Source organism: Bradyrhizobium sp. i1.15.2 (genome assembly GCF_040548425.1).
GTDB classification, from domain to species: domain Bacteria; phylum Pseudomonadota; class Alphaproteobacteria; order Rhizobiales; family Xanthobacteraceae; genus Bradyrhizobium; species Bradyrhizobium canariense.
Map to the genome: position 1 here is coordinate 1 of NZ_JBEPRQ010000041.1, position 23,922 is coordinate 23,922.

General features: G+C 57.2%; 17 protein-coding genes and 2 pseudogenes. 8 read left to right on the plus strand and 11 right to left on the minus strand.

Annotated elements, in window-relative coordinates; all coding sequences use genetic code 11:
* Positions 1-219 precede the first annotated feature (219 nt).
* A complete protein-coding gene (locus ABIB80_RS36730) occupies positions 220-465 on the plus strand; it encodes a hypothetical protein (protein WP_354129344.1) in 246 nt (81 codons plus the stop codon).
* A gap of 1,431 nt (positions 466-1,896) precedes the next feature.
* Positions 1,897-2,445, plus strand: coding sequence for an SGNH/GDSL hydrolase family protein (locus ABIB80_RS36735; protein ID WP_354129345.1), 549 nt, complete (start codon positions 1,897-1,899; stop codon positions 2,443-2,445).
* Here the strand turns inward: ABIB80_RS36735 and ABIB80_RS36740 are convergent.
* On the minus strand, positions 2,423-2,938 hold the full coding sequence (locus ABIB80_RS36740) for a hypothetical protein (protein ID WP_354129347.1): 516 nt from the start codon (positions 2,936-2,938) through the stop codon (positions 2,423-2,425). The two genes, ABIB80_RS36735 and ABIB80_RS36740, sit on opposite strands and share 23 nt — an antisense overlap.
* A gap of 1,985 nt (positions 2,939-4,923) precedes the next feature.
* Positions 4,924-5,484, minus strand: coding sequence for a D-glycero-alpha-D-manno-heptose-1,7-bisphosphate 7-phosphatase (locus ABIB80_RS36745; protein WP_354129379.1), 561 nt, complete (start codon positions 5,482-5,484; stop codon positions 4,924-4,926).
* A 499-nt stretch (positions 5,485-5,983) separates the two neighbouring features.
* Here ABIB80_RS36745 and ABIB80_RS36750 point away from each other — a divergent pair.
* Positions 5,984-6,710 (plus strand): annotated as a pseudogene (locus ABIB80_RS36750) (YqaJ viral recombinase family protein).
* 7 nt (positions 6,711-6,717) lie between these two features.
* Positions 6,718-7,840, plus strand: a pseudogene (locus tag ABIB80_RS39530) (ERF family protein).
* Between the two features lie 166 nt (positions 7,841-8,006).
* On the opposite strand, the gene ABIB80_RS36765 reads toward ABIB80_RS39530, so the two are convergent.
* From ABIB80_RS36765 to ABIB80_RS36785, 5 genes are all read right to left on the minus strand, one after another.
* Positions 8,007-8,321, minus strand: a complete 315-nt coding sequence (locus ABIB80_RS36765; RefSeq protein ID WP_354129350.1) for a hypothetical protein — start codon at positions 8,319-8,321, stop codon at positions 8,007-8,009.
* A gap of 350 nt (positions 8,322-8,671) precedes the next feature.
* On the minus strand, positions 8,672-9,613 hold the full coding sequence (gene fcl / locus ABIB80_RS36770) for a GDP-L-fucose synthase (RefSeq protein WP_354129351.1): 942 nt from the start codon (positions 9,611-9,613) through the stop codon (positions 8,672-8,674).
* A complete protein-coding gene (gene gmd / locus ABIB80_RS36775) occupies positions 9,594-10,664 on the minus strand; it encodes a GDP-mannose 4,6-dehydratase (RefSeq protein ID WP_354129352.1) in 1,071 nt (356 codons plus the stop codon). Before gmd ends, fcl begins: the two co-directional genes overlap by 20 nt.
* 1,561 nt (positions 10,665-12,225) lie before the next feature.
* Positions 12,226-13,302, minus strand: a complete 1,077-nt coding sequence (locus ABIB80_RS36780; RefSeq protein WP_354129353.1) for a hypothetical protein — start codon at positions 13,300-13,302, stop codon at positions 12,226-12,228.
* An 8-nt stretch (positions 13,303-13,310) separates the two neighbouring features.
* Entirely contained in the window at positions 13,311-14,705 is a 1,395-nt protein-coding gene (locus tag ABIB80_RS36785; RefSeq protein ID WP_354129354.1) for an MBOAT family O-acyltransferase, read from the minus strand.
* Between the two features lie 933 nt (positions 14,706-15,638).
* On the opposite strand from ABIB80_RS36785, the gene ABIB80_RS36790 reads away from it, so the two are divergent.
* The 4 genes from ABIB80_RS36790 to ABIB80_RS36805 all read left to right on the plus strand — a co-directional run bounded on the left by ABIB80_RS36790 (position 15,639) and on the right by ABIB80_RS36805 (position 20,388).
* A complete protein-coding gene (locus ABIB80_RS36790; RefSeq protein WP_354129355.1) occupies positions 15,639-15,986 on the plus strand; it encodes a hypothetical protein in 348 nt (115 codons plus the stop codon).
* A 187-nt stretch (positions 15,987-16,173) separates the two neighbouring features.
* Positions 16,174-17,463, plus strand: a complete 1,290-nt coding sequence (locus ABIB80_RS36795; protein ID WP_354129356.1) for a nucleotide sugar dehydrogenase — start codon at positions 16,174-16,176, stop codon at positions 17,461-17,463.
* A 16-nt stretch (positions 17,464-17,479) separates the two neighbouring features.
* Positions 17,480-19,150 (plus strand): hypothetical protein, encoded by a 1,671-nt coding sequence (locus ABIB80_RS36800; protein WP_354129357.1) that lies wholly within the window; start codon positions 17,480-17,482, stop codon positions 19,148-19,150.
* Positions 19,151-19,368: 218 nt separating this feature from the next.
* Positions 19,369-20,388 carry an NAD-dependent epimerase gene (locus tag ABIB80_RS36805; RefSeq protein ID WP_354129358.1) on the plus strand — a complete coding sequence of 340 codons (1,020 nt, stop codon included), beginning with the start codon at positions 19,369-19,371 and terminating at the stop codon, positions 20,386-20,388.
* Between the two features lie 28 nt (positions 20,389-20,416).
* Here ABIB80_RS36805 and ABIB80_RS36810 read toward each other — a convergent pair whose 3' ends face one another.
* Genes ABIB80_RS36810 through ABIB80_RS36825 form a run of 4 tightly spaced genes read right to left on the minus strand, consistent with a single transcriptional unit; the run spans position 20,417 to position 23,909 of the window.
* On the minus strand, positions 20,417-21,241 hold the full coding sequence (locus ABIB80_RS36810) for a class I SAM-dependent methyltransferase (RefSeq protein WP_354129359.1): 825 nt from the start codon (positions 21,239-21,241) through the stop codon (positions 20,417-20,419).
* Positions 21,242-21,281: 40 nt separating this feature from the next.
* On the minus strand, positions 21,282-21,977 hold the full coding sequence (locus ABIB80_RS36815) for a class I SAM-dependent methyltransferase (RefSeq protein ID WP_354129360.1): 696 nt from the start codon (positions 21,975-21,977) through the stop codon (positions 21,282-21,284).
* Between the two features lie 37 nt (positions 21,978-22,014).
* A complete protein-coding gene (locus ABIB80_RS36820) occupies positions 22,015-22,941 on the minus strand; it encodes a lysylphosphatidylglycerol synthase transmembrane domain-containing protein (RefSeq protein WP_354129380.1) in 927 nt (308 codons plus the stop codon).
* A 32-nt stretch (positions 22,942-22,973) separates the two neighbouring features.
* On the minus strand, positions 22,974-23,909 hold the full coding sequence (locus ABIB80_RS36825; RefSeq protein WP_354129361.1) for a glycosyltransferase family 2 protein: 936 nt from the start codon (positions 23,907-23,909) through the stop codon (positions 22,974-22,976).
* Between the last annotated feature and the right edge of the window lie 13 nt (positions 23,910-23,922).

Below are 23,922 nucleotides of genomic sequence, written 5' to 3' on the forward strand. Positions count from 1 at the left end.
GGCCTCAAGCCCCCAATCCCTGCAATCTCAAATGCCGCCGCAACCGGAAAACTGACTCCTGCTCAATCGCTTAGAGCCTTGTTCACGGACGACTAAGCGGAGTCCGGTTTGTGAACTCTCGACTTGGGATAATTTCGATTTGCCGAAATATCGCTTGCGCCGTCGGGCAAAACAGGTGCTTATAGAGTGTTGGTCCTACGAAATTGAAGGAGCAGCCGGATGGCGGTGGAAGGCCAAGCGTCTAGCGAGCTGTCGAAGATCGCCCAGCTCAATGGCGACTTCAGCCGGAATTACGGCATTCTTCTCGGCGCATTTGAGTGCGTCCGCAAGCGCTGTATCGAACGCGCCGGGGCCAGCACCCAGACGCATCAGCGCAACCACGCGCCAGCCTTCCCGATCAACAGCATTGGCACGCCTCAAGCTTGTATTGCTGCGCGATCGTCCCCCGAAACCAAGCGGAAGTAATATGGCGGGCGAGCAGGAACGCAACCGTGCTACCGGCCGCGCGGGCGACAAGGATGATCGGCGCCGCTACTTTTCCAAATGACCCACCGGCTCCCACAATGAGGACGGTGCGGGGGAAAACCATCAATGCTGCCAAGAAGAACAACGCAAGGGCAATTCCTGAGGCCAGCGAGAGGCGCCCCAAGCTTTAGAGAGTTCGACGATTTGGTCTGTCATGGCCTCGGATGGGCTTTTGCGGTTTCGGCGGTTGCGATGTCTAGCCGAAAATACTGCTGGTGCTCACAGTCCTCCAAGATCACCGACTGTCGAGATCCTTTGTAAGCATCGTCATCGAAGAACACCGAATGTGTGAGGTGTGGCTTGTCGACCAACGGGCTTATCTCCCGTAAACAAACATAGTATCGGCCTGGCCCATGGTCTGACTGTCGTGGCGCGGATATTTCAACCGGTTGCGCTAAATGTTGCTCCTTAACCGACTTGCCGACACCATTTTGGACGGCCTCTTGGCGTGGCGGCTGAGATGGCTGAACAGCAGGGGGTGGCGCAGAGGCTTCTACCCAAATTGAAGAACAGCTTGACAAGAGCAAACAGAAAAGAGGCGTGTAACGCTTCACTTCACCAAACCAACTCTCTAGGAGCGACCTGAGCCCCGATCGGATCAAGTTCATCTCGTGGGATGGTACGGGTTTATCCCGACCCAACCTGTACAACGGCTGATCACGCTTTGAAATACCGAAAGCGCGGGAGGCGTCAGGCTTGATTTTGATGCGATGGGTGCCAATGATCGGGTATTCACTTGCCGAGCGCGGCCGTTAGTACGCTCTCTCAGATGGAACAAAGACAATGAGCCGAATTGGGTAAGCGAACTCACCTCCCGACTAGCAGAAGTCGAAGATCTCCGACTTCAGCTCGAAGAAGCGGAGCGACGCGCTCGCGCTTGTGGCATGTCAGCGTCGAGGTGCAAGGCAAGCGATCCCCATTCAGGAACTAATCGTCGCGCCGGTCACTTAAAACCAGGCCGGAGCGCTTCGCCTATTACCAAGCTTTCCCGGTCCCGTTGTCAAGGATGGCTGCCTTCCGCAAGGGGCAACCTCAAAGCCAGCCCCAGCTTCACCGCCTGAAGCTGGGGTCCTTTTTGCGGTCTGGACAATTGCCGTCCTTGAGTGAAGGCGCGCTCAAATATCGTCGCGCGGTGGTGGATAAGTGCGCGGTTGCGAACTGCGCTTCATGTTGTTAGACCGCGTCCTCAACATCGAAGGACAAAGGCCCGGACGCCTGTCTCAAAATATCCCGCGACCAAGCGCACCGGTGGCGCGCTCCGTCAGAAGGCGATTGTCCTGGGAATTGGACTGGGCCATCAGCGATAGTTGAGGACGGGTAAACCGCCAGACTTTGATAAATTAAGGGTTGTGGTGGTAGGAAGGACGCCAAATGCAGCGCGCCATGCCCTGGATATTGTCTGTTGTTCTACTGATTGCCTTCGGCGCTTCGTTCTCTGAGCTTCAGCGCGTCAGGAAACGACTCGGCGAGGTCCCGCGGCACACATTCCACGACCATCAGGACGTTAGGCGGGCGGTAATTCGGGCGCATCTAGCAGATGCGTACCGCCCAATTGTCATCGTTGGGGATAGCATCACAGAGATGGCGAGCTTCCCGAACAATCTGGACGGTAATCCCGTCATCAACGCCGGCATAGGCGGGGCGACAATCTTGGATTATACCGCACTGGCTCCTACAATATTCGAAGGGTCGAAACCATCGCTGATCGTCGTGACGATTGGCGCGAACGACACTGCCAACCCGAACAGACAGCAAAACATGAAAGACTTGTTGTTAGCTCTCAAGCCATTCTCTCCTATTATTGTGATGGACCCACCGAAAGGTGAAACCGTCGATGGCATCCATCCCACGCGCCGCGTTTCGAGATTGTGGGTTCAATCGGTAGTAGACGAAATACTCAGATCGTCGGGGAAGACCTAGAACGGCGCTCAGTGGGTGTACCCGCAGCCGCTAATCCATGCGTCCGCGGGTATCGGTCCAACCGACGGTGGCAACGTACAAAATGCCTGTGCTGCAGGTTCAGTGCCTGCACGTTGACACCCTTGAGCGCCTCCGGATTGGAGTGGAACAAATTGCTCAGCGAGTTCTTCTCGCCACGTTGTACTTGGTCGAGCAGAACGGCCAAGTTTCGAACGCTCGTGGTCACGTCGTCAACCGGCGCGCCGAACTTGCCCGCAGCCTCCTGCTTACAGAAAATCTCGTTCATGGAGACGCCGACCAGCTTGGCCGTATCGTTCAACTCGGTGAAACGGCGCGTGAGGTCCTGGACGAGATCGATTGCCTTGTCGAAACCTTTGGTGACAAGGTTGGATGCAAAATTTCCGATGAAGGATGCGGCGGACGGATTGATCCTGGAGAGGCGGTCCTCGACGGCGGAGGTGGTCCGGTCGGCGATGTCGCCGGCCTGCTTCATGTGGCGCTCGAACTTGGTCAGTTGAGCGGAGAGAGCGACGACAAGTGCCGCTGTATCGCTGCCTGCCACCAACTACGGCCGCAAAACTAACGCTAAACGCTCCAACCCAGATCGTCGAGGTTGCAAGAGTACCGAGGCCGGCAATACCGGCCGTGTCCGCAAGGATTACCGCTCCAATTGCTGTAGTTCATCCTCTCCTCTGCCCCGCCAGCGATGGTCTAGCAACCGCACGCGCGCAGTGTATTTCAGACTTCCTAGATTGATGGCGCCGCCAGTTGGATTCGTTAGCCGCAGGGTGACGGCGTTGTCGGCGCTCACGTAGCCGGGCAACGGAAGGCCCTGCAGGTCGCCTGAGCATTCGACGTTTACATGATCACCTACTCTGGCCGGGAATATCGTTACGGTTCCCAGAACCGAAGTGGTGTTCGCTGTCATGTTTCCAGCGTCAATCGTAGCTCGCCCGATAAATTCATCGCGCACATCGATTTTGAGACCGTTAGCATTGGCGATGTAGTGTGCGACGTCGCCGGATGACGTGTAGTTACCTTGAAGAGATCGCGGATTCCGGATCCTTGAGCTTGCGGGTTAGTGCGGCCTTTACATCGGCGAATTCATCGCTGGAGGTTTTTGGCGGTGGTGGCAGCTTTTGGAGCGGCCTTGGCCGCCCCGTCATAGCACGACAGCCTAGCGGATGGATATTGGATTGATTTGCAGTCAGCAGCGGCATTTGCCGCGGTAGCGCAGCAGGCGGCAATGACGGTCGCCAAAAACCTCAGCATGAATCCTCCCCCACGTAGCTCCCGAAAGCTACCGCAACCAACGAGAGCAGGAAAGCGTCGTAAATGGATGGGACGAGGCGCCCCCCCCCCGTAAATTTCCTGGTGGGCGGCTTGCAAGACTCATCAGATAGCCGGCCATTTCCTGCGACCCAAATAGCCCTCGTGGCCATCAACAAGCGCAAATATCCGATCTTGCAAGTCGTCCAATTTCGGTTCGAAGTGGTCGACTAGATCGGCACCGCCAATGAAACGGAAATAGGTCTTCAAAGTGTCGGCAACTACTAGAGCAAGAGATGTGACCATTTAACTAAATGCCCACCGCCGTAGAAATTTTTCGCGATTATGAGACCGACGGGGTGCCCGCGAGCGGGTCGATGCCGTCTCGTTTGCGACCTACATCGCCGCTACAGGACCTCCGCCCTCTGGTCCCGACAAATTTGTTGATGCTGGCGGACGCTCTTGGATGCTCGCCCTCAGCGGCGGCATCATGTCGGCTTCTCGACACTAGCCCAAGCAGTCGGGTCGCCTCTCCCAATCAGAAGAGCGGCGCATCTTATAAGCTCGCCGAAGTGGCGCAAATACACATTGCAGCGGGCTCTAGCGGGTTCCTTTAAGCTCCGGTACGTGATGACGGTTCATGTCGCATGAACCGATGTAGACAAGCATGGTCGGTCCACCACTCTCCGCCACTAGGCCCGGTGCGACGCCCCGCCTCCCGATCTCTACTCTTCGATGATCCCACCCAGGCTTATGGTTCTCATCCGGGATTTCGCTTCAGGTGTTTGAGCCCTCGCCGTTGCCGCGAGAGGGCAGCCTTCTCATACCGTTCCAAGCTCGACAAATATCTCATTTGCGTTGGTTCCGCGCCGTCAATCACCGCCGAGATCAGGCCTAACCTAAGAGCTCGCAGGCGATCCTGCCGACTCCTGGCTTGAGCCAGATCTTGAAGTGCGACTTGCATGTCCGTACCTTTTAACTCTTTTGCAAGGACTGCATCGAAGCCACAACCAGCGGCTTCGTCCCAACGCGATAAACCATGCCGATAGGCGTTGCGGCTCGATGTTGCTTTCCCAGCGCTTGTTTGGGGGCCGGTACTCTTTGCTGCGTTTGCGCGATTGGCTTCGATCTGTCGCTTTGACGCCAACTTGCCTCCTTGACTTCTCTACCTAGTAATCGATCGATCCGTTGGTCACAAAGACCACGGCCTCAATCCTCCGTTCCCGCACCTCCGTGATGCGACCGTGATTGATCCGGAGGGTAGGACCGATCCGTCAACAAGGGGGCAATGAAAGTACGGAGGTTTGATCCGTCAAACAGATAGGCCGCGATGCCGGCCGCCTGCGCCGCAGCAAGGTCGCTCTGCTTGTCGCCGATCAAGAAGCTGGCATCAACATCCACCGCGTATCGCTCAAGCAGAGCTCTAATCATCCCCGGCTGCGGCTTACGGCAACTGCAGAGGACACGGTAACGCTCAACCAGACCTTCGGGGTGATGGGGGCAAAATTCGAACGCATCGATACGGGCACCAACGATCGCAAGTTCACGTAACATCCATTCGTGCAGATTGCGAACATGCCGCTCCTCGTAAAATCCCCTCGCAATTCCTGATTGGTTGGTCACGACAAACGCAAGATACCCGGCGTCATTGACTGCTTTGACGGCCTGTTGGGCTCCTTCCACCCACCGGATCTTGCCAGGATCGAAGGCATAGCCGTCATCCTCGTTGAGGACGCCATCACGATCGAAAAATACTGCCGGACGCTTCAAATCTTGCAGGCCCAAGCTAGAGGGATACCCGCCGATCTTCCGACAATAACGACTTCATTTCAACATTTCATGCGACCGGACAACATCGTTCGCTGCGAGCGCGCTTTTCGCATCCACGTTTGCTGTTCATCCCTGAGTTGGCTTCGTTTTGTCGGTTTTATACCGGTCAGCCTCGTCCCGTCCCTGCTCGAAGCACGTGAGAACAAGAGCCATTCCTGTCCCTAAAACGAGCAAGATTGTTGCTGCAGATAGTACTGGCCTTCATCCGCGATTGGAGCGCTACTGATTCGACCGGGCGCCACCATCGATCGTAGCGCCGGTATCTCGCCTCGCGGACGCGGGGCTTCAGGCAGTGCGGCAAGTAACGCCGCTTGTTCTTGCGTAGGAGATATCGGTGACAACGGTTCAAGCGAATGGCGCCGATGCGCCAAATCATATCATCAGGTTCAACCCAAACGATCGGCGGCATTTCAACGGCGGCTCGGATGCCCGCATCAACATGGGGGATGACCAGGAGAACCTTATCCGACTTTGGCGGGAAAAACGCGGCGAAATCGAATCGCAGGATCTCTCAGACAATCTGATCGTCCAGCTCGGAACTGTGACGGAGGTTTCGAACCGCGCCTGGTACCAGCGCGCGAGCGGTCACACCGTTAAGGACATCCAGAGAAGGGTTCGTCATCCCATCCACAAATGGATGGCGGCAACGCTGGATGGGACCGTCGAGCAGACCGGCGCCGTCTTCGAGGCCAAGTTCATGCTGCTTTGAGTCTTCACAGACGAGGCCGCGGCCGAGAAGCACATCGCCCAGCTACAGCACAACATGTGGGTCACCGCGTCACGGAGCGCCGTTCTCTCGATCATCACCGGTGGCGGCAAAATGGGTCGAGATCAAAATCCACGCCGATCCGCTCTATCAGCACCTCCTGCTCACGGCCGAAAAGAAGTTCTAGCGTTGCGTCCAAAGCGGCGAGCCACCCATCCTCTTCAATATCGAAACGCCCCCACCCAAGACTCAAGGCGGTCAAGGTCGTCGATATGTCGACCTCCAACCAATGGGCTGAGCTGGCGGCGACCTACCTGCGGACGCGAGAGGCCCACTCGAGACAGCCAAAGCGGATCTGAAAATACTGATGCCGGAGGACGCCAAGAAGGCGACCGGGCACGGCGTCAAAGCCAAGCGTTCCAAGTCGGGCGCGATCAGCTTCGAGGCTCAAGCGGCGTAGGGCTCCCATGCACCAGTCCAGTGAACGGATCGGGACCATCGCAGCCGCACTCGCCCGGGTCCAGGCCGAACTGATGAACCCTGAGAAGACCCTGACCGCCGTCATCAGGTCGCCCTTCCCGCGGGAGGAGGATCGGACTTTCCGCTACGCCTCGCTGGCCTCCGGTCTAGACATCGTCCGCAAAACGTTGAGCCAGCAGGAGATCGCCACCATCCAGACCACCCGGATCGAACAGCCAACCGGCCAGATCCACCTCACCACCCTGCTCGCCCACGCTTCAAGGGAGTGGATCTCCTCGGACCTTCCGGTCTGCGCCTCTAAGGAGGTCGAGGCGCCGCACCGGATGGGGGCGGCGCTGACCTACGCCCGCCGCTATGCGCTGTTTGCCTTGGTCGGAATTGCTGGGGAGGACGATCTGGACGCCCCAGACTTCATGACAGGGTCTCCCACCGCGCTCAAGCTACAGATCCGCACCAGCACAGAAGCGCAAGCCGCTCAAAGACGTTCTGAACCGCCCTCCCGTCCTTCCGCCTGACCGCTCCGCTGCGCTATTGGATCGCCTCCTGGGCGAGCTTGCCGAGCGGGAAGGCGGCGAGGACCTGCTCGTCTGGGCCAAGATCAGCCTCCCGCTCAAGAACACTCTTCTGGAGGCGGACGCCTGCGTGCTCGAGGCTGCCTACCAGAAGAGGTTCGAGGAAGCCGCCCTTCCCGATCTCGATATAGCAGACCAAGAGCCGGTGGTAGCGATCCGACAGCGTGACGTTGAGGGTCCCGCCAGCGGCTCGTCCGGAGCAGAGGTCGGCCTTGCCTTCCCGAAAGAGCCGCCGCGGAGACGAAGCAAGGATCACCTCGGCTTCATTCGGAGTCAGGGTTGTCTGGTCTGCCAGAAGACCCCCGCTGATGCGCATCACTTGAAATTTGCTCAACCGAGGACACTGGGACGCAAAGTCAGCGACCAGTTCACGGTGCCGCTTTGCCGATCACATCATCAATCGCTGCACAGACATGGGAACGAAAAAGCTTGGTGGACTAATCTGCAGATCGCTCCTCTGCCGATCGCAAAGGAGCTTTGGGATGCGAGCCCCGTCCATCTGATGGCCAGCGAAACGGCTGCAGCACCGTCGTCGTGACCGGCATCGGGGGTGCAAGGTCAATGAATGGTTCTCTCAACCTTCGTCAGCCGCGGTCGGCCAGCGTTTTGCCGCCTCAATTCAAGGCGCGGTGTCCTCCGCCGCAACTTCTTCCCGGCGAGGACATTGATCACTATCAGGCTCTTCAGAAGCCATTTTCTGCGACTTAAATCCCGAGTCTGCGATCGAGTGGCTGCTCGCTGTCGACATCGCCGAACTCTCCTGGGAGATGCAACGTTACCGGGTTCTCCGGCATAGGCTCCTGAGCACCCATCGCCAAAAGGCCGTCGAGATGACCCTTCGCCGCGTCGATCTCGCAGGCATCGCCCCGGACTTCCAGGATGTAGCCGAAATCTACACCATCGGTAACGCGCTGGACTGGCAATTGGATGCTTCTGCGGCGCTCAACATCGAGGCGCGTCTTCGATCGTACGGCTTCGATCAACATGCTATAAGCATGGAAGCTTACGTTCAGGCTCACGAGATCCTCGCGCTGTTTGAATCTCTTCTGAACGGAGCACAACTTCGGCGCCTAATGCTGATCAAAGAAATCAATGCTCTGCGGAGCCCTCGCAGGCGGCAACCAAACCGCATTGCGCATCGAACCGCTTTGCAAGAGGACGATGAACCTAAAGAATGCATCCCAATGAAAGGCGACGATGGGCTGGAACGGCTTAATCAAAAAACGACCTCCAGTGCACCGACTTGGCAAAAACGCGGAGACAACACGAGGATTGAAGACTCAGATCGCCTTCGAAGTGACGCGCCTTCAATATACAATTGCGATCCCGTGGACCGCTTGCGGGGGACTAGGCGGGAGAAAACGCAGTATCACCCAACCGATAAATATGCCGCGTACGCCTGCTTCAGACCGTCCGCGAGGGAGATCTTCGCGCGCCAGCCGAGCCCTTCCAGGCGGCTCACATCGAGTAGCTTGCGCGGCGTGCCGTCCGGCCTTGACATATCGAAAACAATCTCACCCTTGAAATCAACGATTTCTGCGACGAGTCGGGCGAACTCACCAACGGCGATGTCCTCGCCGGTGCCGATGTTGACCAGTTCGGCGCTGGAGTACGTCTTCATCAGATGAACGCAGGCATCCGCCATGTCGTCGACATAGAGGAATTCGCGCCGGGGCGTGCCGGTGCCCCACACCACGACGTTCGTCGCGCCCGAGAACTTCGCTTCGTGGAAGCGCCGGATCAACGCGGCGACCACGTGGCTCAGTTCAGGATGATAATTGTCGCCGGGCCCGTAGAGGTTGGTCGGCATCACGCTGATGAAGTCGTTGCCATATTGGCTGCGATAGGCTTCTGCCATCTTGATGCCGGCGATCTTGGCGATGGCATAGGGCTCGTTGGTCGGCTCCAGCGGGCCCGTCAGCACCAATTCTTCCCGCAGCGGCTGCGGCGCCAGCTTCGGATAGATGCAAGACGAGCCGAGGAACATAAGCTTCTCGGCATGGTTCACATGCGCGGCTTGGATGACGTTCGCGGCGATCGCGATGTTTTGGTAGATGAACTCAGCCCGCAGCGTATTGTTGGCGACGATGCCGCCGACCTTGGCGGCGGCGAGAAAGATCACCTGCGGCCGCACCTTCGCGAACCAGTCGAACACTTGCGCCTGATTGCTGAGATCGAGCTCGCGACGCTCGACGGTGACGAGATTCACATCCTCCCGGGCCAGCCTGCGCACGATCGCGCTGCCGACCATGCCGCGGTGGCCGGCGACGTAGACGCTTTTGCCCCTTAGTTCAAACGGTACGCTTGCCATGGGCCGCTTCCCGTTTGGCCTCGGACAGATCGCCCGTCATCATCTCGTCGACAAGCTGCGCAAAAGTCCGCCTCGGCTTCCAGCCGAGCACTTTCTGTGCCTTGCTGGCATCGCCGACGAGCAGATCGACCTCGGTCGGGCGGAAATATGTCGGATCAATCTTTACCATCGTCTTGCCGCTGATGGCATCGACGCCGGTCTCGTCGACGCCCTTCCCGCGCCATTCGATGCGGCGGCCAACATGGCCGAAGGACAGCTCCACCATCTCGCGCACAGAGCGAGTCTCGCCGGTGGCAAGCACGAAATCGTCCGGCTTGTCGGCTTGCAGGATCATGTGCATGCCCTCGACGTAATCCCTGGCATGGCCCCAGTCACGCTTTGCCTCAAGATTGCCGAGATAGAGCGTTTCCTCCAGCCCAACCTCGATCCGGGAGACGCCTCGCGTGATCTTGCGGGTGACGAAGGTCTCGCCGCGGATCGGGCTCTCGTGGTTGAACAGGATGCCGTTGGAAGCGAACATTCCGTAGGCTTCGCGGTAATTCACCGTGATCCAGTAGCCGTAGAGCTTAGCGACGCCATACGGCGAGCGCGGATAGAATGGCGTGGTTTCCTTCTGCGGGATCTCCTGCACGAGGCCGTAGAGCTCGGAGGTCGAGGCTTGGTAGAACCGCGTCTGTTGCTCCATGCCGAGGATGCGGATCGCCTCCAATAGGCGTAGCACGCCGACGGCATCGGCGTTAGCGGTGTACTCCGGGCTCTCGAAACTGACGGCGACGTGGCTCTGGGCGGCGAGATTGTAGATCTCGGTCGGCCTTATCTGCTGCACCAAGCGAATAAGGTTGGTCGAATCCGTCATGTCACCGTAGTGCATGAGGAAAGGCACGTCTCCGACATGCGGGTCTTTGTAGAGATGGTCCACGCGCGCGGTGTTGAAGGACGACGAGCGCCGCTTGATGCCGTGCACGGTATAGCCTAACGACAGCAGATACTCGGCGAGATAGGCCCCGTCCTGACCCGTCACGCCGGTGATTAAAGCGACCCGTTTGGTCATGGCCTACCTTTGTTCCCGCGCATCTGAGATAAAACAGGCGCGACGAGGCGCCAGCGAAGCATGTTCACGCACGCCTTCTTGGACAGATCACCATTCGCAGGTCAACCCCCGGTCTCGGCGTCTGTCAAACGGCTGCAAGCTGTTTGGAAACAGTGACATGGCCAACCGACGGGACAGCGGCCAAGTGGTCGCAGATATTACCCCGCCTTTCCCACTGGGCCTCCACACGAATTCAGTTCCTCAACCCGCCTTGGAGGCACAGTTCGTCGCCCGCCCCTAGAGGGTTGCGCGAACCGCCGCGTCGGACCTACTTTGATACATCTTGAATTGATGGCATTCGTGGTTCCGCTAACCGCTCCCCTTTCTGGACAAGATACTGGTTCGCGGCCGAGAGAAGATTGATTACGGCAAGAGGATCGTGGCCCTCAGCACTAGCTGTACCAAGTGAGTCTCCACAACCAAAACGTTCTTTATGCCGTCTGGTGTCAGCTCTTTGGCTTCCCAAGCTATGCTGGCATTTGGATCATTAAAGCCCATCGGCAATGTCCCAAGACCGGAAGCCGCTCGGAAGGAATCATCTGACCGCATGCCGGAGTCAAGTACCGCTCTTGCGAAGCCCTTCTCGGATCGATAGAAGCGCTTAGGAGAATGGCTCGCCTACACTAGAAGTGCACTCCATTGACAATGCTATCTAATTTCCATTTTCTCATCGAGAGTCAGAAGTAAGACGCACAAAGATTGATGGGCAGGCGCTACCACAAATCGCCATCGGCCAGGATAGCTTCGAAGCCCTGGCGACGGAGGGATCTCGTGCATCAATCCAGTGAAAGCATCGGACCATCTCGGCGGCCCGGGCTCAGGCTGAACTGACAAATCCCGAGAAGACACTGACCGCCGTGATCCGATCATCTTTCCCCGAGAGGATGATCGAAGCTTCCGGTATGCGTCCTTGGCCTCCGGCCTCGATGTTGTCCGCAAGACGTTAAACCAGCAGGAGATCGCCACCATCCAGACACCCGGATCGAGCAGCGCACCGGTCAGATCCATCTTACCACCCTGCTTGCCGACGCCTCCGGCGTGGATCTACTCCGACCTGCCGGTCTGCGCCTCCAAGGCAGTCGAGGCGCCGCACCGGATGGGCTCGGCGCTGACCTAGGCCCGCCGGTATGCCCTGTTTGCCTTGGGTGGGATCGCCGGAGAGGACGATCTGGATGCGCCTGACGTGGTCACGGGCTACAGGCCGCGCCGGGAGCGAACGGAAGGCCTTCCAAGGCCATTCTGAACCGCGCCCCCGTCTTGTGCCGCCCCAGGCCTCCGCCGAGCTCCTGGAGCGGCTCCTGGGCGAGCTGGCCGCCCAAGCAGGACAGTGACGGGCTACTTGCCTGGGCCAAGGCTGGCCTGCCGCTCAAGAACACTCTTCTGGAGGCCGACGCCCGTACCGTTGAGGCAGCCTACAGAAGCGCATGGAGGAAGCTGTCCTCTTCATCGAGTTGATCAACGGGGCATTTCTACTCCGCGAGCTCGGCTCCGTTGAGCCGTCTTCATGAGCCGCTTCCGCGTTTCATTTGACGACTTCAGCAAGCTGTTTGGCCAACTCGGCCGAATAAACTTGCTGCCCCCAGCGGTTGAGATGCGTGATGCTGGCGAAATATGCCGCAAACATTGTCGCCGGGGTGCGGAGAATGCGGTTGCTTCCGATCCCAAGCGCGAGGGCAATTTCTAGCGCTCGCTCAGCGCGCTGGTCCACCGAACCCGGACCGAACGTGTAGTCGGGCAATGGCGATACGATTAGATAGACCGGTGTTGATTGGGGCAGCTTTTTGACGGTCTCACTCAGTACCTTGAGGGCGTCTCGGTAGGCCTGGTTGATGCTCAAATCGAATGCCGTGCCAGAGGGCGGCGTTGGAACGGCCCTCACGGCATCGACGCTGGCGGTGTCCAATCCAGTATTTGGATCGATTGCGCTCCCCTGCCGTGCGTTGATGGTAGCTCGGAACGCCCCCTCGCCGCCGTAATATCGGCCGTAAGCCGCGGGCAGGGGGCTGTAAATCAGCCGGCTCAGCCATTCGAACTGAAAATAATCCAGCGCGCCGCGCGGAAACGGAAGCAGCGGCGGGGCCGCTTGTCGCGCGCTCATCACGAATGCCGGCCAGTATTCCCAGCTGGATTCTCGGCGGAAAGCCGCAGGATGGAACATGAAGAATACTGCCTTGGGAGCAGCGTTTCGAGTGATCATGTCGTCCAGGATTTTAGCGTATCCCACCGGGCCGAGATATGCCAGCGTGCAGAACGATTGGGTACTTTTACCCTTGAGTGCGCGCTCGATAGCTTTGGCATCAACTCCCATCAAGCACGAACTGTCGCCGAAAAACGCAACGTCAGGGGCGGGCACTTCGGCCGCGCGCCGGATTTGCTCCAGCACAATGAAATGATCGATGCTGAGCTGCCGCATCCCGTCGGTCCGCGCCGGATCGCGAAGATACAAAAAATGCAGGATACCGAGGCCGATAAGGCAAAGTACGAACAGCCGAACTAAATGACCAGCCACCAGCCAGCAGACGTGCAGCAATTGCCTGAGCGACAGAAAGCGGCCCGCCGCGAGGCGATTGACAGTTCCCGATGCAATCAATCCGCTCATCGGCACCTTCAGAATTGGAAATAGATGAAGCTTGCGTGATAGTGGCTCGACATCGCAAGGCAGATGACGATTAAGGCGGCGTATGCTGGATAGGCCAGCCAGACGGGTGTGTGGAGTGGGAAGAAGTCGCCCCTGCGCTGGAGCAACCACTCAAGCAGGCCAAGCGGAAGCGCCAATGTCACGAGGGTCACAACGAGCGCCGAATGAACCGGCGCCCACTCCCAATTGCGCAGCGCCATCGTCATTGTAAACAGCACGTCCCATGTTGTTGCGCGGAAGAGGAACCAACCGACAAAGACCACCATCATGGTGGCAACCCAGCCGACCACGTTGCCAGCGGAAGCGACGAGATGAATCGATGCCGGAAGAAACCGCCAGAGTGTGAGGGCGACGCCGTGCAACAAACCCCAGAACACGAAATTCCAACTTGCGCCGTGCCAGAGGCCGCCAAGGCCCATCGTCAACAGAAGGTTACGGCTGGTTGAGATAGCGCCGTAACGGTTACCGCCAAGCGGAATGTAGAGATAGTCGCGTAGCCAGTTGCTGAGGCTGATGTGCCAACGCCGCCAGAAATCGCTGATTGACGTTGCCCAGTATGGAAACTTGAAATTCCAGATCAGGTCGAAACCTAACAGAAGCGCGACTCCCTTGGCGATCACGCTGTAGCCGCAAAAGTCGGCATAGATCTGCAAGCCGAACGCGAGCGTGCCAAGCACCACGCTCCAGCCGAAGGGCTGATGCGGCACGAACAGAGAATCGACGATCGGCGCCAGGCTGTCGGCGACCACGATCTTGAGACTGTATCCGTAAATCAACAGCCACATCGCGCGGCCGAGCTTGTCAGCATCCAATGTGCGCGGCCGCGAAAACTGATCCAAAAGATGCGAGGCGCGTTCAATTGGACCGGCGATGAGCTGCGGGAAGAATGCCTTGAAGGCGAGGAAGCGAACGATATCTAATTCCGCCTTATGCTCACCGCGCCAGACGTCGACGACATAGGCGATGCCCTGGAACGTCATGAAGGAGATGCCGAGGGGCAGCAAAATATTCGCTACTGGCACATGCAGCTTCAGTCCGAACAGGTCGGCTGCCGAAACCGCCGAAAAGACAAAAAAATTGAAGTACTTGAAAACGGCAAGCGCGAACAGCGAGAATGAGACCGCGATCCAGAGAATGGCTTTCCTGCCCTTTGGGTCTTTGAGCCGCTCAATCAGGATGGCGGCTACGTAGTTCGCCAGCGAAATGGCCAACAGCAGGGAAATGAAACGCCAGTCCCAGGACCCATAAAAGACGTAGCTGGCGATCAGGATGATCAAGTTTTGCAGGCGGACCGATCCCGACAGATGATAGAGCGCGAAAACGATAGATAAAAAAATGAGAAACTGAGTCGACACGAATGACATAAAGAGGAAACCCCAATGGGCGACGTGTCACCCGATGATTCGAAAATGCCTGCTGCAATCGCCCTAATCAAGTCTGGACGATATTGCCGATACCCCATTGTTGCAATCGGAGGCTTCCCCGACTAAAGTCAGGCCTAACGTCGGGACCGCGAGAGCCACAGCTTCACCGGGCACCCTGCTCTCCTCCATCAAAACTAGGCAGATGCGTTCCACGCGCGAGCTCGTCGATGGTGCGCTGAACCGGGACTATGTCCCTGAGTTCAATCCGAAAGGAAAGGAGCCCCCGTTGGGTCCGGCGCAAATTGAAGAGGACCAATGATAGGCTCTTGCCTAAGCCAACACCGCGCGACCACCTTCCAAATATGTAACGAGGTGAACATCAAATGTCCGCCTCGGGGCCCATTGAGGCCTCTGATTATCCGGTAATTCGCTTTGAAAGAGCATCCAACCAGACTTTTCCGAAACCGTGGGATTTTTCCACCGTTGCCCGGCCTTCGTGGCATCTTAGCCGGGCATGCGCCGCCAGCCATTACAGGGCGGTGTCGCAGCGATCAGCTTGTCGATATCCGCGACGGGCGGTAGCTCGGCGCTGTTCCGACCTACTGGGAATCGATAAATTGACTTCCTGCATTCAGCGCTACTTTTTGGGAAGATGCCTCGAGCGAATGCACGCATCACCCATACCCGGACTGGGCGGTGGAAGAATCCGGGCTCGGCGATCGTTACAGCACACCATGGCCAGCGCAGAGGCCCGGCGGGCAGCTTGTTGCCGGTACCAACGGCCAAGTCCCGCGCATTGAAGCGGCTATAGCTCAGATCCAGCCCGCGTCCGACGGGAATCACGGCCGATTTGGCCCCAGAATCCATTCCCTTTTGGAAGCACTTGTGCACGCCTCCCGGTTGCTGAACAATGTCCCTCGTTGGGGGTATACGATGGTCATTTCGCGGGCGACGGCCTCAGTGGCTTTCATATTGCTGTTGGTCGCAACGCTTTCGAGCAATGCTGAATCTGCTGAGATCAAAGTCGGCGTGGACAGATCCGGTCAGGTGACCATCTCGATCGCCGCAGAAATTGTTCCCGGCGATGCGGATAGGTTTTCGCAGTCGATTCGCCAGGCAAACGATGCCGGAGAATCCGTCGCCAACGTGAGACTGGATTCTCCTGGCGTTAATTTGCTGGAAGGAGTGAAGATTGCCGACGCTATGAGGTTTGGCAAGACATCCATCGCTCAAGCTTTCAAGCGCCATTGCTTCCCGTCATGGTGTCCTCCTCTTGCGTGATGTCCAGACTACGGGCAATAAACCACGGACGCGCCACGCAAGCCGAGATCAAAACGACTCAGCGATTCGAGTCGAGCAGCCCCAACAATTTCCTATAAGTCGCAGGAACAGCAATTGCGTTGCTCGGTCCGACCTCGGTCGAGTTGGCCTTTTCTAAGGTGCACGACAGCTATAGAAGGAAACAGAAGTGCGTGATGAAATTAGGATTGGCGTCGTTGGACTCGGCTACGTTGGGTTACCGATTGCTGTTGCGTTCGCACGCGCGGGATTTCAAACTGTAGGCTTCGACATAAACCCGCAACGCATAGATGAGCTCGTCAGAGGTTACGACCGCACCAGAGAAGTTGAGTCAGGCGATCTCGAAGAAGTCAATGTGGTTTATTCGAACAACGTTCGGAGTCTAGCTGCGGTAAACTTTTTTATCGTGACTGTTCCGACTCCCTTGGATCACGCCAAGCGGCCTGATCTTAGCATGTTGTTTAGCGCTTCGGAGTTCGTCGGCTCGGTGCTTTCCCGAGGCGATATCGTTGTTTATGAGTCAACTGTGTATCCTGGTGTCACGGAGAGTGAATGTGCGCCCTATCTGGAGAAAGCATCCGGGTTGGTAGCAGGTAGAGATTTTTTTCTTGGCTACTCGCCTGAGCGGATAAATCCTGGCGATAAAGAGCATCGCTTTGAAAACATCGCCAAGATAGTTGCCGGTCAGAATCAAACGACGCTGGAAACAATGACGCGGGTCTATGGCGCGGTCATTAACGCACCTATCCATAAAGCGCCGAACATAATGACCGCCGAAGCGGCAAAGGTAATTGAGAACACACAGCGTGACTTGAACATCGCGCTGATCAACGAGCTGTCGCTGATCTTTAATCGCCTTGGTATCGACACAGGTGATGTGCTGGCGGCTGCAAAAACAAAATGGAATTTCTTGCCTTTCTCACCAGGTTTGGTAGGCGGCCACTGTATCGGCGTCGATCCGTACTACTTGACCCATATGGCAGAGCAAATCGGCTACCGGCCAGAAGTCATACTTGCAGGGCGTCGCGTAAACGATTCCATGAGTAAGTCCGTAGCTGACGAATGCGCTCGTGTGATGATGATAAGAAAGCTGGGGCAGCCCCTTACGGTGACGATCTTGGGATTGGCATTTAAAGAGAACGTGCCTGATATACGAAACAGTCGTGTCGGAGATACCGTGAAAGAGCTCGAAAAGTACGGGATCAACGTACAAGTACATGACCCTGTTGTAGATCGGCTCGAGGCAATGAAGGAATACGGCTTGAGTCTTTTTGAGTTTGATGATCTTGCCCCGGCCGATGCAGTGATCATTGCTGTCCCGCATAAGATCTTTAATGAGTATGGATGGCGTCGAGTGTCCGGCCTACTCAAGCTGGCCGATCAAGGCATTGTTTTTGATTTAAAGGGTATGTTGCCGCGAAGTGATGTTCCTAGCGGCGTCCATCTCTCTCGTCTTTGACGGATAGCTTAGTTGGGTGTCTATGCAATCTGAAATAGCCATTGGACGTCTGTTGCAGTTGGCGCGGCTTGGAAAAAGGTATGCGCATGTTTCTTTCTCCTTTGGAGAGAAGATTCTGAATTATTTGAGCCCGGAGAAGCGATCTTTCATTTTTTTGATAGTGTTTCTCCACGTCTTGTTTTTCTGGCTGGACGGTGCGGTCATATGGGCGGATGCCTCGAGCTACATCAATATATCTGATGCGCTCGTATCCTCGCAGCGTGGCGTCGGTATAATCACGGGAGAGCCGCTTTGGTGGCACAATTACGTTCCATTGGGCTTGCCCTTGCTTTGGAACGCTTTGGCGTTGTTGCCCGTTAAGCTGATCTGGCCTTGCCTTGCGGTCGGGCAACATGCGACTGCGGTTTTAGCACTCACCTGTTGCACTCGATCTTTTTACTCTGCTTGGCAGTCAAAATGGTTTGCGGTTGCGGCAGTGACACTCTGTCTAATTCCATTCTATCAATCGATGCATAATGCACTTTTGACGGAGTCGCTATCTTCGTCGCTCCTGCTGATTTCCTTAGGAACATCGGTTAGTGCGATCAATAGCCGAAGCATGAATGCGCGAAATTCGATTCTCTTTTGCATCTGCATTTTCTTCGCAACTCAGTTGAGAAGCACCGTCGCAGTGTTCTGTCTTGGTATCGCTTGTGCGACGCTTATTCGACAAGGTCAGCTACTTTCCAGAAGTCTCGCGGCATTCAGCTTCGTGTTTGTCTTTGGCATTTTGCTTTTCCCGTCCATCAGAACACTCGACGGGGGTGAGTTCATTTTCCCCCGACTGGGCCCAAGCAAGTTGTGGGCAGGGCTGTATGCAAATCCCACCCCGAGCCCCGAATTGATCGAGAGATTCAGAAGGTACGAATTACCGCCATCGATCAGCGTGGACAGGCTGCTCAAGGAGGGAGCTTCGTTCGATGACGTTACGACCATCATGCGCTCCTGGATTGATGCTGGTGCGACCAATACAGAAGCCATCGGGAAAATCGAGGAAATGGGCCGAGCGCTGATTGCCGACGGCTATCGACCTCGATTGAACTCGATCGGCTACGGCCTTTCTTCGAGCGGTTCTAATTTCTATCTTTTAGCTCTTCCAGCCGACTATGAGATTTTCCGCGGCTTCAATGGCAGGAAGCTCTTTGCGCATGAACGCAATCACTATCTTTACCTGTCCTGGGTTCGGCCGAACGTTGGCGCCTTCGACAGTCAAATCGCCGAGTTCTTTGAGAAGGATGGCAAGTCCGAACTTCATCGGCTGTTTGCTGCATCGATGAAATCATACTTTAGAAGCCAGCCGACTTACCTTCATTTTATCATGGGGTTGGTCGCCTATATTCCGCTTGACCTCTTCTTTCTTCTTTCATTAGCGGCATCGGCGGTTCTCCTGAGAAAGGACGTTTTGCTTGGCTCGATATTTCTCGGGATACCCCTGATCAATATCTACATCACGGGAAGCTCGTTGTTCGCGGACGTCCGCTATAGTTACGCTTTGCTCGGGACGTTCCTTTTCTCCATAGCAACTTGCGTTGCCCTTTTGCCTCTGCCTCCAACGCCGGTTCTTCTTCAGATCTCCGCGATCGTTAAGAGGAACTTTTCATTCGCCAAGGGGGGAGTGGAATTGCGGAAATATTCCAATCCCGACTGAGGCGCTCGCTCGCTGGAGCCTTCGGGCATGACTCGAACACTGCGTACAGGCCGCCGATCGTCCGTTGTCCACCCGCGCCATTTGGCGTACAACACTGAAGGACGCTAACTGGCTCTGGATGAACGTTCAGGGCGGCCCAAAGCAAAGTTACGCTCGGGGCCGGATTTGGAAGCCAAGACAATATCGAGGGCACGAACCCTGAGTTCGTGAAGTCAAAGATGCCGACGCTGATAACCGGCGCAGCTGGTTTCATTGGATATCACACCGCCCACCGTCTGTTGGAGGCAGGTCACGCCGTCGTTACGATCGATAATATTTGCGATTATTATGATGTGAATTTGAAAAGAGCCAGGCTAAGCCGTCTTTCTGCCTTTCGGAATTTTCACTTTGTAGAGGCGAATCTCGAAGATTGCGCCGCCGTTTCGGGCTTGTTTTCAAAGTTCAAGCCGGAGAAAGTCATCCATTTGGCGGCCCAGGCTGGCGTGCGCTATTCCCTGGAAGCGCCACATGCTTACATCAACTCAAATATCATAGGCTTCTTGAACATATTGGAGGGCTGTCGCCACAACAGCGTCAAGCATCTCGTCTTTGCGTCGTCTTCGTCCGTATACGGCGCAAATACCAAGATGCCGTTTTCCGTCAGTCATAACGTTGATCATCCTCTCAGCCTCTACGCGGCGACCAAAAAATCCAATGAGCTAATGGCGCACTCGTATGCCCATTTATACGATCTGCCTGTGAGCGGATTGCGATTCTTCACCGTGTACGGTCCTTGGGGTCGGCCGGATATGGCTCTGTTTCTCTTTACGCGTAGTATTATTTCCGGAACGCCCATCGACGTATTCAACAACGGGCAGCATGAGCGAGACTTCACCTATATTGATGATATTGTCGAAGGCGTCGTTCGGGTTGCAGACAAGATTGCAACGCCCAGCGCGGTCCAAAATTACGAGGCGCCCGATCCGGCAACTTCATCGGCGCCCTACCGAATTTACAATATTGGAAACAGAAATCCGATTAAGCTGACTTCATTTATCGAGTGTATCGAGGCGAAAATCGGCAGGAAGGCCATTAAACGATTTCTTCCGATGCAGCCGGGCGACGTAGTCAGCACATATGCCGACGTTGATAGTCTCGTTGAAGCCGTTGGATTTCAACCGAAGACGTCGATTGAAGAGGGAGTCGGGAAATTCGTCGATTGGTATTTAAGCTACTACAAGCCCGACCAGTCCGCCTAACCACGTTGCGAGGGGCCGCCAGGAGTTTTCATCGTACCCCGGTCACGCTCCAGCTATAGCCGTGCCGGTGATGGGTACGAACGTTCGTGAAGCCGTTGTTCTCCAAGAGGCTCCGCGCCTCGTTTTCGCTATAATACTTGGCGTATGCTGGATTGAGCTGGTCATAGATCACCAGGCGTCGCTTATCCGGGGGCAGCCGGCGATAGACCATTTGCATATATTGGCGCATCGGAAGCGGCAGGATTCGCGAAGCCGCGGTGTAGGACATCGCAATGAAGTCCAAGACGTGGCACAGAATGGCTAGCAGGCGATGCGGCATTCGCTTGGTGACGGCTCGCAAGGGCTCGAACAGCGCCAAGTATATGCCATTGCCTTCCCTACCGTAGAGCCAAATGAAAATCACGCCTCCCGGTCTTAGCGCGCATCTCGCCGCCTTGACGATCGGTGCGGGATCCTTGACGTGATGCAGCACGCCGATCGATACCACAAGGTCGAAATCACGATCCTGCGGAATGGCCGTCCCGTCGCAGCGTATCACCTCGACCCGGCTGGCGCGATCGGCGGTGTTGGCAGCGACAACGGCGAAGGATTGCGAGGGCTCAAGTGCGGTCACGTGCGCGGCGCCGGAATCCAGCAGCATATTTACTATTCGGCCAGTACCGGATCCGATATCCGCAACAGTGCGTCCGCGCACATTGTCGAGGCTCAGTAGCGGCTCGCAGATATCGGCAAAGAGTCCGAGCGAGCCATAATAGCCGGAATTGTCGGTGTAACGGGTCCATTGATCGCCGAAATCGGCAATCGTCCGCTGACCGACGTCCGGCTTGGATTTTGCTGAATGCGAGGATGTCATTGCCAGTTTCCCGCTTCCGGCGCGCGCCGCGCTTTCTGGATCAGGTGCGCGTAGCCAGATAGAGATAGTTCATTCCATAGACAAACCGCTTTACCGCAACCTGCCTGAAGCCGGCTTGCTCAAGAAGCCATAGCATCTCAGTCTTGTCTATTCCCATGACCTCGCCTTCGGCAACGTCGCGGTGCTTGTCTTCGCTGTACCACCAGATGGAATGGCCAACATCGCCGATCAGCCGCCCGATCATCGTCGCTACCAGCAAACCGCCGGGCTTGAGCACACGATGCGCTTCCTTCAGAGCACCGATCCGCTCAGGGATATGATTTAGGCATGCGACAAAGGCCACCGTATCGAAGCTTTCCGCTTCGAACGGAAGACTGTCCGAGGATGCGATCTTTAGCGTATCCCCGCCCCAGTCGACGACATCGACGCCGACGCTGTCGTCCGCGCCGGCGTCATCCTTGCCTGAGCGGAGCAGCCTTTGTCGATAGAGACGTATCAGCGCATTGTCGCCGGCGCCGATATCGAGAACCCGTCCCCTGAGCTGCGGCAACACGGCGGCATAGCGCTCGGCCCGCAGCGATGTCAGGTGCATCCGTTCGTTCCGTGAATCCGGCAGCAGCACCATCCGCAGGGGGGCACCGGCTAGGTCCCAGGCCGACTGCAGCAGGCTCTTGCGCGGGGCGAGCGCCCAGTTGGGCGGGAGAGTTCCATCATGTGTCGTCGCATTGGGATTCATGGCTGAACCCGTGTCCCTTTCGCTATCAGGGGAGGCATCATTTCACCGCCGGCGCGATCGCCTCCCCTCGCAATGCCTGCAGCAGCGGCCAGGCAAAAATCGCTCCTGGGACACTGGCCGCCAGATTGCAAAGACCTATGCTCAAGCTGAGGGCGACCGCATCCGAGTCGACCAGAACGCCACTAGGCACGAGCAAAGCGGCGAACGCAATCTCGCGCGAGCCAAATCCAGCATAGAAGATCGGAACAACCTGCGAAAGATAGATGGCCGGCGTCGTCGTGAACGCAACCCAGAGCGGAATGCGCAAGCCGAGCCCGAGCCCGAGCAGCACCAGCATCGCTGCGAACAGGCCGGTGCTGACGGCCGCGAGGCCAAGCTGCCAGCCGAGGCTATGGCACGTCGCGATATGTCCCAAAAACCGTCGCGCGGCTTCTGCTGCGGACTTGAGGAACCGCACGTGCAAGGTCAAGCCGAAGACAGCGACTCCGAGGAGCACGAGCAGCCCGCCAAAGGTCGCGACCTGAGCCATGACGATCCGCCAGGGCCAGTGCATCGAGATCTGCAGCGGAAGCAACAGCAGTCCAAAAAGCGCAAATCCAGCCACCGCCAGCGCGCGATCTGCGATCACGCCCTCCACCGCCTTGCCGACCGGCATTTTCAGGAGCTTGCGCGAAACCAGCGCGCGCATGGCATCCGCCAGCGCGCCGAACGGGACAAAATGCGCGCTGAAGAGCGTCAGGAGGTTGAGCTTGAGGACCGGGAAGTAATGCACCGGACCGTCAGGACAAAGGATTCGGAGCACCGACTGATAGCGCAGGGTTGCGACTGCGATGCTCAGCAACATCAGCATCACCGCGGCGACGAAGAAGCCCGGCCGCATCGCCGACAATTGCAGCAACACCTGCCTCGAATCGACCGCGTATGACACCAGCCAGAGGAGCAACGAGGTCAATAGCAGCGGCACGGCGGATCGGCCGATCTTCAAGACATGGCTTCTCAAGACAGTCCCGGCGGTAATTTCGCTTCGCGGTCCTTTGCAAGCGGCAGCGCGCGATAGGGTGTGATGGTCTCGTATTGGACGAGGCGCATCTGGCTGAGCTGGTCGGCGATCAGCCCCAGCATGCCGATGAGAAGGCCGGCGAGCGTCAGGAAGATGCCGAACGTGGGAAACCCTTCGCCGTGCAGGATTGCCAGGGTCGCGCCGTAGACCGCGCCGATGCTGAACATTGCCAATGCGAAGGGCAGGAAAATCCGCATCGGGGCGAACATCATGATCACCCGCATCACCAGTAGCAGACTGGCAAAGCCCGCGCGGAGGGTGACCTTGCTGGTTCCTATGCGGGCGGCGAGCTCCACGGGATGGTACCCGATGGGATAACCGCGCTCGAGCATCACCAGCAGGCTCGTCATCGACGCGCTGTAACCATTCGGAAGCAACGGCAAATATCGACAGATCACCTCAGTGCGGAACACGCGAAGCCCGCAGTTCATGTCGCGACCACCGCGGAACCCGAGCGACCGTGCGAGCATCAGGATCACCGCCTTGCCGACGCCGCGGACCGCGGAGGCGCCGCCCGATATTCGCTGGCCGATCACCGCCGCCAGACCGCCCTGGCGAATGGCAGCTATCATCGAAACCAGATCGCTGACGCGATGCTCGTTATCGGCGTCGAACCAGGCAACCAACGGACGGCTGGCGTGGGCCATGCCGGTTTTCAGCGCCGCTCCGTATCCCCGGTTGAAGCCATGCCGCATCAGGGTCACGTTCGGATATTTTTCGACAACCTCGGCGGTGCTGTCGGTCGAGCCATCATCGACGACGATGATTTCGGCGCCCGGCACTGCAAGCGAAAGCTGCTCCAGAGTCGGACCAATCCCGCCCGCTTCATTGAACGCCGGAATGATGACTGAAACGTCTTCGAACGGTCCCAAAATTGTTTCCTAA